The organism is Virgisporangium ochraceum (assembly GCF_016863655.1).
In the GTDB taxonomy this organism is placed as follows: Bacteria; Actinomycetota; Actinomycetes; order Mycobacteriales; family Micromonosporaceae; genus Virgisporangium; species Virgisporangium ochraceum.
Genome location: NZ_BOPH01000039.1, coordinates 102,037 through 118,148, shown reverse-complemented (window position 1 = coordinate 118,148; position 16,112 = coordinate 102,037). Strand labels below are relative to the sequence as shown.

The window sequence follows — 16,112 nt, the reverse complement described above, 5'->3', positions numbered from 1 at the left end:
CCGGCACAGATCCAATGGGGCAGGTTTGCGATGACGGACAGTGGCGGCGGGGGGCCGTCCGAGCTGGAATGTCGGCTTTGCCCATTCCACGACTGCACGCGAAGCTGCGACTCGGGACACCACTTGGGCGCTTTTTGTTCGACGACGCTCGATCCGGTGCGGGTTTCACCGCCCACAGCGCACTGGATCGAGCGTCGTCGAAGCCCGAAGCCGCACCGTGCCGCACCGTGCCGCACCGTGCCGCACCGTGCCGCACCGTGCCGCACCGGGGCGGACGCCCAGACTTCCGCGTCAGGGTCGTCGTCGGTGCAGCGGAGGCGTCAGTGCAGCAGGGCGCGGACCCGCTCCGGGGAGAGGTCGGCGCCCCGGGCGCCGTGGGCGGTCACCGCCAGCGCACCGGCCGCGACCGCGAACCGGACCGCCTCCACGAGGTCGGCTCCCCGGTGACGCGCCAGCGCCAGCCCGGCCACGAACGCGTCGCCCGCTCCCGTGGTGTCGACGATGTCGACGGGGTGGCTCGGCACGCCGGTCACCGGTCCCGTCGTGGTCACGCCGGGAGCCGGCGCCACGGCCGCACCGGCGGCTCCCAGCGTGACCACGACGGCGCAGCCCGTGCGCGCGGCCAGTGCCGCGGGATCGGCGGCGCCGAGCGCGCGGGCCTCGGGCTCGTTCACCACCAGGATGTCGACGTCGGACAGCAGGTCGGCCGGCACCGTGACCGCCGGGGCGGCGTTGAGCACCACGGTCGCACCGGCCGCCCGGGCGGCGTGCGCGGCGGCGGCGACCACGGGCACCGGCACCTCCAACTGGCAGACGAGCGTGTCGCCGGCGGACAGCGGCCCCGCCGCCCGCGAGGCGTCGGACGCGTCGAGGCGGCCGTTGGCGCCCGGTGCCACGGCGATGATGTTCTCGCCCCGGTCGTCCACGAGGATCAGCGCGCAGCCGGTGGTCGACCCGGGGTCGGCGACGACGCCGGAGACGTCGACACCGGCGGCGGCGATGTCGGCCAGCAGGAAGGCGCCGTCGGGGTCGTCGCCGACCCGGCCCACGAGCCGGACGAACCCGGCCGCGCCGGCCAGCCTCGCGGCGGCCACGGCCTGGTTGGCGCCCTTGCCGCCGCCGTGCCGGCGCAGGTCGCCGCCGAGCACGGTCTGGCCCGGGGTGGGCAGCCGCCCGACGGGGAGGACCAGGTCGAGGTTCAGGCTGCCGAGGACGACCAACTCGCCGGGCATCGCGTCACGGTATCGGACGCGACGTAGAGTTCGCTCCCGTGCGGATTGTCGTGACGGGCGCGGCCGGGTTCATCGGTAGCCACGTCGTCGACGCGCTGGGCGCCGCCGGGCACGAGGTCGTCGGCGTCGACAGGGCGCCGGGAGGGACACACGTCCGGGCCGATCTCGCGGAAACCGTGCCGCCGCACGTCGCCGGCGCCGACGCGGTCGTCCACCTGGCCGGGCGGCCCGGGGTCCGCCGGTCCGCGGATCCCGCCACCTGGCGCGACAACGTCGAGGCGACGCGCCGGCTCCTGGCGGCGTGCGGGAACGTGCCGCGGGTGGTCCTGGCGTCCTCGTCGTCGGTGTACGGGTCCGCGACGAGACCCTGCGCGGAGGACGACGAGACCCACCCGGAGAGCCCGTACGGGCACTCGAAGAAGGAAGCGGAGCGGCTGGCCCGGGAGTCCGGTCTGCACACGGTCGTCCTGCGGTACTTCTCCGTCTACGGGCCGCGCCAGCGCCCCGACATGGCGTTCCACCGGTTCTTCGCGGCGGCCCTGTCCGGCGGGCCGGTGCCGGTCTTCGGCGACGGCAGCCAGGCGCGGTCGTTCACGTTCGTCGACGACGTCGTCGACGCGACGGTCCGCGCGGTCACCGCGGACCTGCCGCCCGGAACGGTGCTCAACGTCGGGCACCGGCACCCGGTGCGCGTCGACGACGCGCTGCGTCGGATCGTCGCGCTCGTCGGTGGTCCCTCCCCCGCGGTGACCCGCACAGCGCCGGCTCCCGGCGACGTGACCCGCACCTGGGCGTCGACCGAACGGGCCGCGCGACTGCTGGGCTGGACCGCGCGGACCGACCTCGACGAGGGCCTGCGCCGGCAGCTGGAGTGGCAGAAGAATGCATAGGGCCGCCTACGTCTCGTTCGACCGGTTCCCGTCGACCAAAGGCTCGGCGGTGCACATCCGGCACATGGCCGGCGAGCTGTTCGACCGGTTCGGCGGCGGCCTGCTGTGCGTGCTCGGCGGCGGCGACCTTCCCCGCTACCAGCGTGAGGGAGAGGTACACATCCACCGGTTCGACGAGCCGGTGCCGAACCTCCTCGACCGCGCCGACGCGTTCTCCGGCTGGGTCGCCGACCGGCTCGCGCCGCACCGCGACACGCTGGAGCTGTGTCACGTGCGTGACCCGTGGGGCGCCGTGCCCGCGCTGGAGGTCACCGACGCGCGGCTCGTGTACGAGGCGAACGGGCTGCCGTCGATCGAGCTTCCGCACGCGTGGCCGCGGGTGGCCCCGTCGACGTTGGCGAAGCTGGAGACCATCGAGCGCTACTGCCTCGAACGGGCCGCGGCCGTCGTCGTGCCGAGCGCGGTGATCGCCGGTGCGGTGCGGGCGCGCGGGGCGCGCGACGTCCACGTGGTGCCGAACGGCGCCGACCTGCCCCGGCCGACCGCGAGACCCGCGGACGCGCCGGGGCGCTACCTCGTCTACGTCGGCGCGCTGCAGCCGTGGCAGGGCGTCGACGTGCTGCTGCGGGCGTTCGGCCGGCTGCGCGACCTGGAGGACCTGGCGCTCGTGGTCTGCTCGTCGGTGCCGGCGCAGCGGGCGCGCCCGCTGCGCCGGCTCGCCGACCGGCTCGGCGTCGAGGTGCACTGGCGGTACACGGTTCCGCACGCGGAGGTCGCGGCGTGGCTGGCGCACGCGGAGGTGTCGGTCGCGCCGCTCACCGGGTCCCCTCGCAATGTTCTCCAGGGGTGCAGCCCGCTGAAGGTGTGGGAGTCGATGGCCGCCGGCGTGCCGGTGGTGGCGTCCGACCTGCCCGCGGTGCGCGAGCTGGTCACCGACGGCGTGCACGGCCGGCTCGTGCCACCCGACCGGCCGGCCGAGCTGGCCCGCGCCATCCGGATGGTTCTGGAGTATCCGGACAAGGCACGGGAACTGGCCGACAACGCCCGACGCCGCATCGCCGAGAACTTCACGTGGCCGCACGCGCGGGCCCGTCTCGCGACGGTGTACGACCAGCTCTGTTGATCGTTGGTACGGTGCGGGGATGCTCTGGCGTAAGACCCGCGCCGCGATCGAGAAGTTCCAGCCGATGCACCAGATGGTCGTGTTCCACCGGGTGCTCTACACCACCCAGGACCGCACCGGCTGGGCGGCGATCCTGCACAGCATGCGGGGCCACGACGCGATCGTGAAGCGGTCGAAGTGGTCGCTGCCGCCGCGCACGTTCGGCGTGGTCGTGCCGCTGGTCGACGTGGTGATGCAGGACCTGCCGGCCACCGGCGCGGTCGCCATCACCGCCGACCTGCGCGGGCCGAAGGTGCCGGAGAAGGCCGGGCCGCGCCACGACCTGCCGGTCCGCCGCCCGGTGCGGTCGGCCACGATGTGGTACGAGGTCGACCCGTGGCTGCGGGTGCGCGCGGTGCTGCGTGACGGCAGCAGCATCGACGTCTCGGTCACCGACCGGGTCCGCTACCGCCGGGTGCACAAGGTGAACCCGCGCGGCAAGCACAAGACCAAGACGAAGACCAAGGAGGTCCAGCTGATCCGGGTCACGCGGGCGCTGCCGAAGGGCGTGGCCGGGCAGCGTCCGCCGTCGCGGCCGCCGTCGTGGATGCGCGTGAAGGCGCGGTCGGGACCGAGGACAGCGCTGACCGTCACCGGGCGGCTCGACCGGATCCCCTCGAACGAGCACCAGGTGCACTACATCCTGTCCGTGATGGCCGAGACCTTCCGGTGGACCCCATGATCTGTACCGTCACGACCGGGTTCTTCGTGCTGCGCCGGTGCGGCCGGCCGGTCGCGGCCACGTGCCCGGCGTGCGGCCGTCCACTGTGCGCGATCCACATCGCCGACGCCGGCCTGTGCCCGGAGTGCGCCGCGCAGCGGGGGTACCTGGGCAACCCGCACGCGTCGTCGGCGCATCACCGGCGCGGCTTCTTCTCGTCCAGCGGTCACGACTTCGGCGACGTCGCGTTGTTCCAGCGGCTCGACGACTTCGACCGGGCGCCGTTCGACCCCGGTGCCGGCGGTGAGACCGAGTACGACTCCGACGGAGCGGACGGCGACGACCGCCTGGTGGACAGCTGATGCGGCTGCTGTGGGTCACGGAGAACTATCCGCCGAGCCGCGGCGGCATGGCCCAGTCGTGCGACCGGATCGTGCGGGGGCTGCGCGCCGCCGGGGTCACGCTGGACGTCGCGCACCTGAGCCGCCGCGACCAGCCGGTCACGGTGCAGCACGAGTTGGGCGGACGGCTGGTCACGGTCCCGTTGGCCGAGGACCCCGAGCACGCGCTCCGTCTCCTGTGGACCCTCGTGGGGTCCGAGCCGTACACGCACGTCGTGGCGTTCGGCGGCACGTACCCGTTGCTGGCCGCGCCGGTCTACGCCGCGTGGGCGGGAACGCCCCTGGTCACCCTGTTGCGGGGCAACGACTTCGACACCGGCATGTTCTCCGTGCGGCGGCAGGCGGTGGTGCTCGCCGCGCTGCGCGCCTCGGCGCGGGTGTGCGTGGTCGCCAGCGGTACGGCGCCGCTCGTCGAGGCGGTGGCGCCCGGTGTCGGGGTGACGCTGGTGGGCAACAGCATCGAGCGCACCGGCTGGGAGGTGCTGCCGTCGGAGCGGCAGAAGGCGGCGGCGTGGCGGGCCGAGAACGTCGCCTCCGACCGGCGGACCATCGGCCTCGTCGGGCAGCTGAAGAACAAGAAGGGCGTGCGGTTCCTGCTCGACGCGGTGCTGGCGAGCGGGCACGCCGAGCGGCTGCACGTGGTGCTGGCCGGCGAGCTCGAACCGGACCTCGCGCCCTGGCTCGACCGGGTCGCGCACAGCACGTTCCCGTTCCTGGACCGGTACGAGCTGCTGACCGTCTACGCCGCGTGCGACGTGGTGGCGCTGCCGTCGTTCTACGACGGGCTGCCCAACGTCGCCCTCGAGGCGGCCGCGCTCGGCATCCCGTTGCTGGCCTCCGACGCGGGCGGCCTGGCCGACCTGGTCGACGACACCATCGGGTTCCCCTTCCGCGCCGGCGACGCGGCCGGCTGCCGGGCGGCGGTGCACCGGGCCGCGCTGTGCACCTCGGACGGGCTGGCCGCGCTCGGCGCCGCCGCGGTGGAACGGGTCCGCGCGCACTACGACCCGGCCCGCGAGGTCGACGGTTACCTGCGCGTGCTGTCCGAGGTGGCGTGATCGTCTGCTACGCCGCCGGCGGCGGGCTCGGGCACCTCACCCGGGCACGGGCGTTCCTGCACACGGTGCACCCCGGCCGCGAGGCGGTCATCCTCACGTCGTCGCCGTTCGCGGCCGACCCGCGCGTCGTGGGTCCACACCGGACGGTGGGCCCGCCGCCCGGCGCCGACCCGGGCCCGTGGTTCGTCTCCGCGCTGCGTGACCTCGCGCCGACCGAACTGGTCGTCGACGCGTTCCCGGGCGGGCGGTACGGGGAGCTGACGGCGGCGTCGGTGCCGGCGTCGGTCGGCTCGGTCACCCATCTCGCGCGGCTGCTGCGGTGGACGCGGTACCGGGCGGTCGCCACCGGTCCGCTGCCGCGGTTCGACCGGACGTGGCTGCTGGAGCCGCTCACCGCCGACCACCACGCCGACCTGGCCGCGACGTCCGGTGTCATGGCACCGCTCGACCTGGTCGACCCTCCCGGCGGGTCCCCCGGTGGCGGCCCCGCGCTCGACGACGGCGCCTGGCTGGTCGTGCACTCCGGGCCGGCCGCGGAGGTCGCGGAACTGGTCGGCTACGCCGCGGAGACCGCCGCGCTGGAGGGGGTGCGCCCGCGGCTGGTGCTCGTGTCGCCGGTCGCGCATCCCGGTGTCGACCGGCTGGACGTGTACCCGGCGTGGCCGCTGTTCGCGGGCGCGGCCCGGATCGTCACGGCCGCCGGGTGCAACGTGGTGCGCCAGACCACTCCCTGGCGGGACCGCCACCGCATGGTGCCGTTCCCCCGGCTCTTCGACGACCAGTTCACCCGCGCGGCCCGAGCACGCCGATCCACTCCTCCTCCGACAGGTCCTCCGGATCGAGGTCCATGAGCGCGGCGGCGTCGGCCTTCGAGAGCACGATGATGTCGGCGTCGGGCGGTCCGTCGCGCACGGCGTAGCCGCTGTCGGTGATGCCGACCAGTTCGACCCGCGAGGTCGGCACACCCGGTTCGGGGCGGCAGCTCATGCACCCATAGTGCACCTTGCGACTACGCAAGTCACCGGTGCATGAGCGCGAACACCCCCCATCCGAGATATTGACGCTGGTAACGCACGTGGTTGAGGGGTGCCGTGTCGAGCTCGGCGCGGAACGCCGGCGCCAGCTCGTCGTCGGGGTTCTCGTCCAGCCACGTGCGGATGGCGAACCACTGGGCGGCGACGTACCGGTCCCAGCTGTCGCCGTCGGCGAGGACCATCTCGACCAGGTCGTAGCCGAGGTCGCCGAACTGCGTCACGAGGCCGGGCAGGTCGCGGAAGGTGTCCTTCGACTGCGCGTGGCACGCCTCGAGCGTGGCCCGGTCGGGCGGGTCGGCGAGCCAGAACGGCTCGCCCACGAGCAGCAGGCCGCCGGGGCGGCGCAGGCTGCGGCGCAGAAGTTCGAGGGTGCCGGCGACACCGTCGCCGATCCAGGTGGCGCCGATGCACGCGGCCACGTCGACCGGCTCCGCGGCGACGTAGCCGCCCGCGTCGCCGTGCACGAACGTCACCTTGTCGGCGACGCCGAGGTCGGCGGCGCGTGACCGCGCGGCGGCCAGGAACGGGGTGCTGATGTCGACGCCGGTGCCGGTGACGCCGTGGTCGCGGCTCCACGTGCACAGCATCTCGCCGCTGCCGCAGGCCAGGTCGAGGATGCTCGTGCCCGGTCGCAGGTGCAGCGCCCGGCCGAGCGTGGCGAGCTTGCCGGCGCTGAACGGGTTGTGGATGCGGTGGTTGCGCTCGCGGATCGTGAACGTGCGTGGCAGTTCCAAGCGCTCTCCTCGGTCACGGCGGAATTCGCACGGTAACCGCCCGGGTGGGCCGGATCGACCGGTTTACCGGTTCCCCGGACGTGGCATGACCTGGTTATCGTGGTCACCGACCGGCCGTGACGTCGAACGATGAGAGGTTTGCCCGCGTGAGCGAGTACGAGATCAATGTCGATACCGACGGCGATGGCAACTGGGACCAGCACACCGTCGAGGCAGACGGTAATGGCGGGTACAACATCTACGTCGACCAGAACAACGACGGGCGGGCCGACTTCGTCGGTCACGACACCGACGGCGACGGTCTCCTCGAGTCGGCCGAGTACGACCGCGACTTCGACGGCAAGTTCGAGTCGCAGAACGTCGACACGACCGGCGACGGCTGGTTCGACGAGCAGTACACCGACCGCGACGGCGACGGTGTGTTCGACGCCGCGTACGGCGACACCAACGACGACGGCCAGTGGGACCGCACCGTCACCGACAGCAACTACGACGGCACCGCCGACACGTGGGAAGCCGACCGGAACTACGACGGCAACACCGACTGGCAGGCCCGCGACACCGACCAGGACGGCCAGTACAACACCGTCACCTCCGACGAGAACTACAACGGCACGTACGACACGGTCCGCTACGGCGACGCCGAGACCAACCCGTACGCGAGCGCGTAACGGCTACACGTCGACGGTGAGGTGCACCGTCACGACGTCGCCCTCGTCGACCTCCTCGGCCCTGCGCACGGCCGCCTTCACCGGAACGATGTAGCGCCCGTCCCTGGGCCACAGCGACGTCGTCCAGCCGGTGTCGCCGATCCGTGCGCTCACCGGGATCATGCCCCACCCGTACGTGACGTCGGGGGCGGCCGCGGCGATCCGGCGGCAGCCGTCGTCGGGCACGGTGACGAAGTACCAGGGCGCCGGCCCCCGCCAGAACCACACCTCGCCACTGAACTCCAGGTCCATGAGGCCAGCATAGGAACTAGGCTCGCGTCGATGACGGGGTACGAGCGGCTGTACGTGTCGCACCACCAGTTCCTGGTCCACGCCGGCACCGTCCACGGTGACCTGCCGCTGCACTCGGTCGGCGACCGGCTGGTGCAGGTCACCGGCGCCAGCACGCTCACGGTGCTCACCGGGCCGCACTCGGCGCGGCTGCCGGTGCGCGTCACGGTCGGCCGGCCCGGTCCCGACGACGGGTTCGACGCGGCGAGCGAGGCGACGCTGTTCTGCGAGCGGGGGTCGCTGTCGGTCGGCGGGCTGATGGGCGACTTCCCGGAGGCGCTGGTCGGGCTCGCGGTCGGCGCCGGGCTGGTGCGGGTGCGGGTGCACGCCCGCGACCGCCGCCGCGACGGCGTGCCGACCGGCACAGCCGGCCCGCACGGCCAAGACGGTACAGCCGGCCCGCACGGCACCGAGCGGTACGAGATCTTCGTCTGGCCGGTGACCGCCGACGCCGGGGTCGTCACGATCGCCGACGACCTGGTCGGCATCGCGCCGCGGCACCGGTACGACCGCGCGGCGACCTGGGCGCTGCGGCACCTGCTGGCCGCGGCGGACCCACCGCCCGGCGAGGCACGGCTCCGCGCGGCGTCCGGCGACCCGCCGTGGTGCTATCCGCGGGTCGAGGTCCGGCGGCCGGCGACGGGCCGGTCGTTCGACCGGTTCGGGCTCACCCCCGACGGCGACGACCTCGTGCTGCCGGTCGGCGACGCCCTGCTGCGGTTCCGGTTCGAGCCCGCGCCGCCCGACACGGTGCGGGCCACGGTCCGGTGGGCGAGCCCGCCCGGCCGCGCCGTTCCCGTGCCCGACCCCGAACCGTCCACTGTGGAGCTGTCCACCGCCGGGCTGGTCCACCGCGGCGTGCGGGCCGCCGACGCGGTACCGCTCGGCCTGCTGTGGGACCACCTCCTGCGGCACGACGGCGGCCCGCGCCACCCGTGGGAGCCGGTGTTCGCGGCGGCCGCCGCCGAGGAGGCACACCGCGCCGCCGGGCTGCGTCGCCGCCGCGAGGAGGAGGAGCTGCGGCGGTGGGGCGGGCGCATGCCGTCACCCCGGATCCGCACCCTGCGGGCGAACGCGCGCCGGCTCTGGCAGCTCGACCCCGACCTGGTCGAGGCGCTCGACGCCGCGACGCCCGACCGGCAGCGCGCGGTGGCCCGGTGGTCGGCGCGGCGGGCCTGCGCGGTGTCGCGCCTGGACACCGTCGGCTGGGTCGCCGAGGCGCTGGCCGCGGTGGAGCGCGACGAGCCGCTGCCGTTCGACGACGGCGCCGCGGCGTTCCGCCGCCTGCTGGACGATCCGCGGGCGCCGTCGACCACCGTTTGCGGGCCCGACGGCCGCCCGAACTGGTCGCAGCAGGCACTCGCGTTCCCGGCGCTGCTCGCCGCGGCGGACGCCGACCCGTTGGTCGCCGCGGTCGACGCGGTGGAGGCGGCGGCAGCGGCGCACGGTGACGCCCACCGCGACGTGCTCGCGGAGGTCCGGGCCTTCGTCGAAGGGTTAGAGTTTCCCCCGTGAGGCGCACGTCGCGGGACATCCGGGTGGCGAACCGGTTCGAGGTGCTGCGGCACGTCCAGTCGGCCCGCGCCGCGTCACGGACGGTGTCGCGGCAGCAGATCGCCACCGACACCGGGCTGAGCCTCGCCACCGCGGCGAACCTCGTCGGCGAGCTGCTGGAGCTGGGCCTGCTGAGCGAGGTCGGGTACGAGGACTCCAACGGCGGCCGGCCGCGCGCGCTCCTGTCGATCAACTCCGACGGCGGCCGGCTCGTCGGCATCGACGTGGCCGAGACATATGTGCACGTCGAGGTCTTCGACCCGGCGCTCGCGGTGCTGGCCAGCGTCGAGGAGGAGCTGCATCCGGAGGAGAACCGGCCCGACCAGGTGGTGGCGCACATCGTGTCGAGCGTGCGGGCGGCGCTGTCGTCGGCGTCGGTGCCGCCCGAGCGGGTGCTGGGCGTCGGGGTCAGCGTGCCGGGCCAGGTGGACCGAGAGGGTGGCGTGTCGGTCTACGCGCCGAACTGGAACTGGCACGACGTGCCGCTGCGCAGCCTGCTGGCCGAGTCGCTGAATCTGCCCCTGTACCTGGACAACCCGCTCCGGGCGTGCCTGGTGGCCGAGCTGTGGTTCGGCGCCGGCCGCGGCCGGCAGGACGTCGTGGTGGTCAACCTCGGCACCGGCGTCGGCGCCGGGCTGGCCTTCGGCGGCGAGCTGTACCGCGGCGCCACCAACAGCGCCGGCGAGTGGGGTCACACCACGCTGGTCGTCGACGGACGCCTGTGCCACTGCGGCAGCCGCGGCTGCGTCGAGACGTACGTGGGCGCGCCCGGCATCATGCAGAACCTGCGCGACATGGCCCCGACGAGCCCGATGCTGCACCCCGACGACCAGACCGCCACGATCGCGGCGCTGGCCCGCGGTGTCGCCGCCGGCGACCCGGTGGCGGTGAAGGTGGTCACCGAGACCGCGCGCTACCTCGGCATCGCCGTGGCCGACCTGATCAACCTGGTCAACCCCGAGGTGATCGTGCTGAGCAGCTGGGTGGCGGCGCAGCTCGGCGGTCCGCTGCTCGCCGAGGTCCGCGCGGTCGTCGACCGGCACGCGTTGCGCCGCCCGCGTGCCGCCACCGAGATCACGCTGTGCGGGCTCGCGGGCAACCCGGTGAGCCTGGGCGCCGCGACGTTCGCGCTGAAGCAGTACCTGACCCCTCAGTCGATCTCACGCCGCTGAGCCCGGGTAGGCAGCACGGCGAGGGTGTGGGGAGCGAGCACGGCGCCGCCGACCTCGACGTCCGCGCCGCCGTCGTTGGCCACGAACGTCCACATGCGACCGTCGGGGTGGCGGCGGTGCACCGCCTCGACGCCGGGCGGCGGGTCGGCCAGCACCGGCTCGACGCCGGCCGAACGGGCCACCGTCGCGAGGAGGGTCCGCAGCGCGGCGTCGTCGAGGTGGGTGGTCAGGTAGTACGCGGTCCCCCTCCGCGTGAGGGCCGGCGCGCCCGCCAGCGGTCCGTCGGCGTAGGAGACGAGCACGTCGGCGGTCGTCGCGGCGGCGAGCTCGGTCCAGACGCGGCCCCGGGTGCCGTCGCTGAGGCCGACGGTGTGCCCCGCGGGCAACGGGAAGAACTCCTCGACGCGCGCGCCGAGCAGCTCGCCCCAGGCGCCGTACCCGTTCAGCCGGACGTGGTCGTTCTCGTCGACCACGCCGCCGCACGGTCCGATGAGGACGGTGCCGCCTCCCTCCACATAGGACACCAGGTTCGCGGCGTCCACATCGGACACCAGGGGCAGGGCCGGCACCAGAACGAGCCGGTACCGCGAGAGGTCACCGTTCGGCGGGGCAAAGTCCGAGGTGACCGTGAGAGCGCGCAACGCCGCGTGCCACTGCTCCGCGCAGCGCACCGGGTCGAGGTCGACGCTCGGCCGGCTCGGGTGCTCCTGCACCCAGATGTTCGCCCAGTCCCACACGATCGCGGTGTCGGCGACGACCTCGCTGCCGGCCACCTCCGACAGTGCCGCCAGGTCGGCGCCCAGCCCGACGACCTCGCGCCACACCTTGGTCTCGGTGCCGGCGTGCGGCACCATGCCGGAGTGCCACTTCTCGGCACCGGCCCGCGAGGCGCGCCACTGGAAGTAGAGCACCGCGTCGGCGCCGCGGGCGACGTGTCCGAGCGAGTCGCGGCGCAGCCGGCCGGGAGGCTTCGCGAGGTTGCGCGGCTGCCAGTTGACCGCGCTGGTGGCGTGCTCCATCAACGCCCACGGCCGTCCGCCGGCCAGCGAGCGGGCGAGGTCGGCCACGAACGCGAGGTCGGCGTACGGGTCGGCGTGCTCGCCCACGAGGTAGTGGTCCACCGACACCAGGTCGACCTCGCCGGCCCACGACCAGAAGTCGACGCCCCACCGGTCCCGGTTGAAGTTCGTGGTGATCGGCACGTCGGGGCTGTGGCGCCGGATCGCGTCGCGTTCGGCGCGATAGCAGGCGAGCAGCTCGTCGGAGGAGAACCGGTAGAAGTCCAGCTGCTGGGTCGGGTTGGGGAAGCTCGGCGTGCGCCGGGGCGGGATCACCTGCTCCCAGGCGGTGTAGCGCTGCGACCAGAACGCGGTTCCCCACGCGGCGTTCAGCGCGTCGACGGTCCCGTATCGGTGTGAAAGCCAGGCGCGGAAGGCTTCCGCGGACGTGTCGCACCAGCAGCGCGCGATGTGGCAGCCGTACTCGTTGTTGACGTGCCACATCGCCAACGCGGGGTGGCCGGCGTAGCGCTCGGCGAGCCGCTCCGCGAGCGCGGCGGCCGCGCACCGGTACTCGGGTGAGCTCGGGCAGTACGCCTGCCGGCTGCCGTACCAGAGGCGGCGGCCGTCGGCGTCGACCGGCAGCGAGCCGGGATGCGCGTGGCTGAACCAGGGCGGCGGCGACGCGGTGCCGGTGGCCAGGTCGACGGCGACGCCGTGGCCGGCGAGCTGGTCGAGCAGCCGGTCGAGCCAGCCGAACTCGTACCGGCCGGGCGCGGTCTCCAGCATCGCCCACGCGAACACCCCGACGGTGACCATGGTGACGCCGGCGGCCTTCATGAGCCGCAGGTCCTCGGTCCAGACCTCTTCGGGCCACTGTTCGGCGCTGTAGTCGCCGCCGAACGCGAACCCGGGCACAGCGGGGATGTCGAAGGCCATGCGGCGATGCTCCATACCGGACGAGCCGGCGTCAACGGGTCCACACGACTTATTCTTTGGCCTTGACGAAGGGGTATTCGAAACTTACGCTCGCGTTCACCCCGCCAGCACGTTCAGACACATCGATGCGCCACCACCCCGTCTCGAAGGGCGTCCGATCATGAACGCAGTCTCACGCCGTCGTTTTCTTCATACGTCGCTGCTGTTCGCCGGCGGCGCCGTCGTCTCCGCCTGTACCACCGACCCCACCGGATCCGGTTCCAGCGACGCGAAGGTGACGCTGAACCACTGGTACCACGAGTACGGCGAAGCGGGGACGCGCGACGCCGCGATGCGCTACGCCGCCGACTACACCAAGCAGAACCCCGACGTGGCCGTGAAGGTCACCTGGGTACCCGGCGACTACAAGACCAAGTGGCAGTCGTCGGTGCTCACACCCGAGGGCCCCGACGTGTACGAGGTCAACGAGGTCACGCCCGACATGGTGCAGCAGCAGCAGGTCGCGGCGCTCGACGACATCCTCGGCGGCGCGAAGGGCGAACTCAACCAGTTCGCGCTCAGCCCGCTGACCCACAGCGGCAAGTCGTACGGCGTCCCGATGATCATCGACGTGATGCTCCTGTTCTACCGCAGGAGCCTGCTGTCCGCCGCCGGCGTGCAGCCGCCCACGACGCTCACCGAACTCACCGCCGCCGCCAAGGCGCTCACCAGGGACAAGACCAAGGGCATCTTCGTCGGCAACGACGGCCTCGCCGGCATGCGTGGCGTACTGCCGTTCTCGGTCGGCCAGAGCGTGCTCACCGAGCGGAAGGTCAGCTACGCCACGCCGGAGATCGCGGGCGCGTTCACCGAGGCGCGGAAGATGTTCAACGACAAGTCGATGCTGCTCGGCTACACCACCGAGTGGTACGACCCGAGCGCGCTCATCACCGGTGCCGCCGCGATCGTCTGGGGCGGCCTGTGGGCGCTGCCGCAGATGCAGAAGGAGTTGAAGGACGACTTCGACGTGATGCCCTGGCCGGCGCACGGTGCCGGCGGCAGGCCGGTGGTCATCCTCGGCGGCTGGTCGCAGGTGGTCAACGGCAGGTCGAAGAACGTCGACGCGGCCAAGAAGTACGTGCAGTGGCTGTGGTTGCAGAACAACGACGTCCAGAAGGACTGGGCGCTGTCGTACGGCTTCCACGTGCCGCCGCGCGCCAGCCTCGCGGCGTCGGCCGAGCCGTTGCAGTCGGGCATCGCCAAGAAGGTCGTCGACCTGCTCGGCAAGCACGGCACGCGGGTCAACGCGTTGTGGGCGCCGGCCGTCTCCAAGCCGTTCGACGACGCGGCGTCCGACATCATCAAGAAGAACGCCGACGCCCTGGCGACGTTCACCGCGGCACAGGCGCGGTCGCAGACGGCGCTCGACGCGTTGCCGAACGTCTGATGGCTCTCAAGACGGCCCCACCGTCTACTGTGGACGCTCCGGCTCCGGCCCGGCGGAGACGCCGGGCCGACCGGTCGGCCTGGTGGGCCTTCCTCCTGCTGACCGCGCCGCTCGTGATCGGCCTGCTGGTCTTCAAGTACGTGGCGATGGCGTGGGGCCTGCTGCTGAGCTTCAGCCAGGCCCGCGGCACGATCGCGCTCGGCACGTGGGTCGGGTTCGCCAACTACGCCACGCTGTTCGAGGACCCGCAGTTCCGGAAGTCGCTCACGATGATCGTGGCGTTCACGGTCATCATCGTGCCGCTGACGTTCGCCATCTCGCTCGGGCTGGCCGTGCTCGTGAACCGGCTGCGGCGCGGCAGGGCGTTCTTCCGCACCACGTTCTTCCTGCCGGCCGCGGTGTCCTACGTGGTCGCCTCGCTGGTGTGGAAGATGAGCCTGTTCAGCGGCGTGCCGTCGTCGGCGGCCAACTCGCTCGCCGGGCTGTTCGGCCAGGAGCCGACCGCGTGGATCGCCACCGTCGACCCACCGCTGTACTGGGTGGTGCTGGTCACCGTCCGGCTGTGGCTGCAGGTCGGCCTCTACATGATCCTGTTCCTGGCCGGCATCCAGGACATCCCGAACGAGATGTACGAGGCCGCCCGCGTCGACGGTGCGTCCGGCGAGTGGAAGCTGTTCCGCCACATCACGTTCCCGTTGCTGCGCAACACGTCCGTGGCGGTGACGCTGCTGCTGGTCATCAACGCGTTCCAGGCGTTCGACGAGTTCTACAACCTGCTCAGCACCGGCCTCGCCGGCGGGCCCGGTCCCGACGGCCGGCCGCCGCTGGTCTACCTCTACGACCTGGCGCTGGCACAGCAGAACTACGGCGTCGGCTCCGCGGGCGCGTTCGTCGTGACGCTGCTCATCGTCGTGGTCACCCTGCTGCAGAGCCGCGCGGTCGGGTTCGGGAAGGGTGACGGGGAATGAGACGTCGTACCGGCACCTACCTCGCGGCCGCGGTGTTCGCGCTCCCGTTCCTGTTCCCGTTCTACCTGTTGCTGCGCAACGCGTTCATGACCCAGGCCGAACTCGGCGCGCTCGACTGGTCGTGGTGGCCGTCGTCGCCGTCGTTGCAGGGCTTCCGGGACGCGTTCTCCAACGACAGCGTTCCGCTGGGGCGCGCGCTGGTGAACTCGACGATCGTCGCGGTGGTGTCGGCGCCGCTGTCGACGCTGTTCGCCTCGATGTGCGGGTACGCGCTCGCGCGTATCCGGATCCCGCTGACGCGGCCGGTGTTCGCGCTCGTCATCGTGACCCTGATGGTGCCCGGCGCGGCGACGTTCGTGCCGACGTTCGTCGTGGTCGGCTCGATGGGCGGCGTGAACACGTTGTGGGGCCTCATCGTCCCCGGGCTGTTCAACGCGTTCGCAGTGCTGCTGTTCCGCGCGTTCTACCTCCGCTTCCCGCAGGAGGTCGAGGACGCGGGCCGCGTCGACGGCCTCGGCCCTCTCGGCGTGTACACGCGGTTGGCGCTGCCGAACTCCGGCGGCCTGCTGGCGGCGCTCGGGGTGCTGTCGTTCATCGAGCACTGGAACTCGTTCCTGTGGCCGCTGGTGATCGGCCAGGACCCGGCCTACTGGACCGTCCAGGTGGCGATGTCGACGAACCTCACCTCACAGACCATCAACATGCCGGCGCTGTTCGCGAGCGCGGTGGTGTCGGTGATCCCGCTCGCCGTCGTGTTCCTTCTCGCGCAGCGCTACATCGTGCGCGGCGTCATGATGACCGGCATCAAGGGGTGATGGGGTAGGGGCGGCCGGCACCGGGTGGGGGTGCCGGCCGTTCCGCTTTTCGGCTCTCGGCCGGTGA

At 72.8% G+C, this 16,112-nt stretch carries 17 protein-coding genes; 12 read left to right on the top strand and 5 right to left on the bottom strand.

All coding sequences use genetic code 11. The annotated features are described in order from the left end of the window. Positions 1 to 320: 320 nt before the first annotated feature. Entirely contained in the window at positions 321 to 1,232 is a 912-nt protein-coding gene (locus Voc01_RS16585; RefSeq protein ID WP_203928324.1) for a ribokinase, read from the bottom strand. A gap of 38 nt (positions 1,233 to 1,270) precedes the next feature. Here Voc01_RS16585 and Voc01_RS16580 point away from each other — a divergent pair, with 38 nt between their 5' ends. From Voc01_RS16580 to Voc01_RS16555, 6 genes are read left to right on the top strand one after another with little or no spacing between them, the layout of a single operon-like run. Then, positions 1,271 to 2,122, top strand: coding sequence for an NAD-dependent epimerase/dehydratase family protein (locus Voc01_RS16580; RefSeq protein WP_203928323.1), 852 nt, complete (start codon positions 1,271 to 1,273; stop codon positions 2,120 to 2,122). Continuing rightward, a complete protein-coding gene (locus Voc01_RS16575) occupies positions 2,115 to 3,245 on the top strand; it encodes a glycosyltransferase family 4 protein (RefSeq protein ID WP_203928322.1) in 1,131 nt (376 codons plus the stop codon). The genes Voc01_RS16580 and Voc01_RS16575 overlap by 8 nt, the downstream gene beginning before the upstream one ends. 19 nt (positions 3,246 to 3,264) lie before the next feature. Further along, positions 3,265 to 3,966 (top strand): hypothetical protein, encoded by a 702-nt coding sequence (locus tag Voc01_RS16570; RefSeq protein WP_203928321.1) that lies wholly within the window; start codon positions 3,265 to 3,267, stop codon positions 3,964 to 3,966. Continuing rightward, entirely contained in the window at positions 3,963 to 4,307 is a 345-nt protein-coding gene (locus Voc01_RS16565) for a hypothetical protein (protein WP_203928320.1), read from the top strand. The genes Voc01_RS16570 and Voc01_RS16565 overlap by 4 nt, the downstream gene beginning before the upstream one ends. Further along, positions 4,307 to 5,404, top strand: a complete 1,098-nt coding sequence (locus tag Voc01_RS16560; protein ID WP_203928319.1) for a glycosyltransferase family 4 protein — start codon at positions 4,307 to 4,309, stop codon at positions 5,402 to 5,404. Before Voc01_RS16565 ends, Voc01_RS16560 begins: the two co-directional genes overlap by 1 nt. Beyond that, positions 5,401 to 6,255: a hypothetical protein gene (locus tag Voc01_RS16555; RefSeq protein ID WP_203928318.1), complete on the top strand. Its 855-nt coding sequence runs from the start codon at positions 5,401 to 5,403 to the stop codon at positions 6,253 to 6,255. Before Voc01_RS16560 ends, Voc01_RS16555 begins: the two co-directional genes overlap by 4 nt. Here Voc01_RS16555 and Voc01_RS16550 read toward each other — a convergent pair. Together Voc01_RS16550 and Voc01_RS16545 are read right to left on the bottom strand one after the other, a co-directional pair. Beyond that, positions 6,188 to 6,391, bottom strand: a complete 204-nt coding sequence (locus tag Voc01_RS16550; RefSeq protein WP_203928317.1) for a hypothetical protein — start codon at positions 6,389 to 6,391, stop codon at positions 6,188 to 6,190. The two genes, Voc01_RS16555 and Voc01_RS16550, sit on opposite strands and share 68 nt — an antisense overlap. Positions 6,392 to 6,422: 31 nt before the next feature. Then, a complete protein-coding gene (locus Voc01_RS16545) occupies positions 6,423 to 7,172 on the bottom strand; it encodes an SAM-dependent methyltransferase (protein WP_203928316.1) in 750 nt (249 codons plus the stop codon). Positions 7,173 to 7,318: 146 nt separating this feature from the next. Between Voc01_RS16545 and Voc01_RS16540 the strand changes: the two genes are divergently transcribed. After that, on the top strand, positions 7,319 to 7,843 hold the full coding sequence (locus tag Voc01_RS16540; protein ID WP_203928315.1) for a hypothetical protein: 525 nt from the start codon (positions 7,319 to 7,321) through the stop codon (positions 7,841 to 7,843). Between the two features lie 3 nt (positions 7,844 to 7,846). On the opposite strand, the gene Voc01_RS16535 is transcribed toward Voc01_RS16540, so the two are convergent. Then, a complete protein-coding gene (locus Voc01_RS16535; protein ID WP_203928314.1) occupies positions 7,847 to 8,134 on the bottom strand; it encodes a DUF1905 domain-containing protein in 288 nt (95 codons plus the stop codon). A gap of 30 nt (positions 8,135 to 8,164) precedes the next feature. On the opposite strand from Voc01_RS16535, the gene Voc01_RS16530 reads away from it, so the two are divergent. After that, positions 8,165 to 9,688 (top strand): hypothetical protein, encoded by a 1,524-nt coding sequence (locus tag Voc01_RS16530; RefSeq protein WP_203928313.1) that lies wholly within the window; start codon positions 8,165 to 8,167, stop codon positions 9,686 to 9,688. Then, positions 9,685 to 10,899: an ROK family protein gene (locus Voc01_RS16525; protein WP_239160246.1), complete on the top strand. Its 1,215-nt coding sequence runs from the start codon at positions 9,685 to 9,687 to the stop codon at positions 10,897 to 10,899. The genes Voc01_RS16530 and Voc01_RS16525 overlap by 4 nt, the downstream gene beginning before the upstream one ends. On the opposite strand, the gene Voc01_RS16520 is transcribed toward Voc01_RS16525, so the two are convergent. Further along, positions 10,878 to 12,836 carry a beta-galactosidase gene (locus tag Voc01_RS16520; protein WP_203928312.1) on the bottom strand — a complete coding sequence of 653 codons (1,959 nt, stop codon included), beginning with the start codon at positions 12,834 to 12,836 and terminating at the stop codon, positions 10,878 to 10,880. The genes Voc01_RS16525 and Voc01_RS16520 overlap by 22 nt on opposite strands. A gap of 160 nt (positions 12,837 to 12,996) precedes the next feature. Here Voc01_RS16520 and Voc01_RS16515 point away from each other — a divergent pair, with 160 nt between their 5' ends. The 3 genes from Voc01_RS16515 to Voc01_RS16505 are packed head-to-tail and all read left to right on the top strand — an operon-like array spanning position 12,997 to position 16,045. After that, the gene (locus Voc01_RS16515) at positions 12,997 to 14,262 is read left to right on the top strand and encodes an ABC transporter substrate-binding protein (RefSeq protein ID WP_203928311.1); all 1,266 of its coding nucleotides are present in this window, start codon (positions 12,997 to 12,999) and stop codon (positions 14,260 to 14,262) included. Next, positions 14,262 to 15,230 carry a carbohydrate ABC transporter permease gene (locus Voc01_RS16510; RefSeq protein ID WP_203928310.1) on the top strand — a complete coding sequence of 323 codons (969 nt, stop codon included), beginning with the start codon at positions 14,262 to 14,264 and terminating at the stop codon, positions 15,228 to 15,230. The genes Voc01_RS16515 and Voc01_RS16510 overlap by 1 nt, the downstream gene beginning before the upstream one ends. Continuing rightward, positions 15,227 to 16,045, top strand: a complete 819-nt coding sequence (locus tag Voc01_RS16505; protein ID WP_203928309.1) for a carbohydrate ABC transporter permease — start codon at positions 15,227 to 15,229, stop codon at positions 16,043 to 16,045. Before Voc01_RS16510 ends, Voc01_RS16505 begins: the two co-directional genes overlap by 4 nt. Positions 16,046 to 16,112: the final 67 nt, after the last annotated feature.